Consider the following 553-nt stretch of genomic DNA (forward strand, 5'->3'; position numbering starts at 1 on the left):
CTGATGCCAATGGCTGTGGTTCAGCGACAGGTAGTACCACTGTTGTAGTGAATGAAAATCCTGTAATCGATGATATTGACAACGACGGCCCTGTATGTGCAGGAGGGACTGTAAATTTATCAGTTACTGTCTCGGGTGGTACATTTCCTTATTCTTATTTGTGGAGCGGCCCCGATGGTTTCAGCAGCACGGATCAGAATCCGTCGGTAACCAATGTCACAACGGCGAATGCCGGTGATTATGATGTGGTTGTTACCGATGCTAATGGTTGTTCGGTTACCGGAACAACCAATGTCATTGTGAGTGATCCTGTTATTGACAATATAGACAACAACGGACCAGTATGTGAAGGTTCTGATGTTACACTGAGTGTTAGTGTTTCCGGAGGCATTACCCCCTACAGCTACTCATGGAGCGGCCCGGACGGTTTCAGCAGCACAGATCAGAATCCGACCATCACAAATGTTACGCTTACCAATGCCGGTGATTATGATGTTACAGTGACCGATGCTAACGGATGTATCGTATCGGGCAGTACAACGGTTGTAGTAAA

Annotated in this window: 1 protein-coding gene; it reads left to right on the forward strand. The window is 46.8% G+C overall.

Annotation, left to right across the window (positions count from 1 at the left end; translation table 11 throughout):
* Positions 1–553 (forward strand): immunoglobulin domain-containing protein (locus OQ5_RS21040; RefSeq protein WP_044107852.1); only part of this gene is annotated, 553 nt, incomplete at both ends.

This window comes from Anaerophaga thermohalophila str. Valhall (genome assembly GCF_000250735.1).
Classification (GTDB): Bacteria; Bacteroidota; Bacteroidia; order Bacteroidales; family Marinilabiliaceae; genus Anaerophaga; species Anaerophaga thermohalophila_A.